Below are 470 nucleotides of genomic sequence, written 5' to 3'. Positions count from 1 at the left end.
GGAAGAAGCGCACATGACGCGATTCGGAAATGTCAAAACAACATCAACGAAGGATACAAGTATGTGGTAGACATGGATTTGGAGAAATACTTCGATACCGTGAACCAAAGTAAGTTGGTAGAAGTACTATCCAGAACCATCAAAGATGGCCGGGTCATATCGCTCATCCACAAATACCTGAAGGCTGGAGTCATGGTCAAAAACAGCTTCGAGGAAACACAAATCGGAGTACCGCAAGGTGGCCCTCTTAGTCCAATACGTAGCAACATCATGCTCCATGAATTGGACAAGGAGCTTGAGAAAAGGGGGCACAGATTCGTCCGTTATGCGGACGACCTGATGATCTTCTGCAAAAGCAGAAGAAGCGCCCAAAGAGTGCTAGACAACATCATCCCCTTCATTGAAAAGAAGCTATTTCTGAAAGTGAATCGGGAGAAAACAGCCGTTGACTATGTGGGAAAGGTGAAATT

1 protein-coding gene is annotated in these 470 nt (G+C 45.3%); it reads left to right on the top strand.

The window, feature by feature from the left end:
• Positions 1 to 470: reverse transcriptase domain-containing protein (locus GJ688_RS21675; RefSeq protein ID WP_268892126.1), on the top strand; the 470-nt coding region annotated here is incomplete at both ends.

This window comes from Heliobacterium mobile (assembly GCF_009720735.1).
Classification (GTDB): domain Bacteria; phylum Bacillota; class Desulfitobacteriia; order Heliobacteriales; family Heliobacteriaceae; genus Heliobacterium; species Heliobacterium mobile.
Note: the sequence above shows the minus strand (reverse complement) of the source record. Positions and strands in the feature narration are given on the sequence as shown.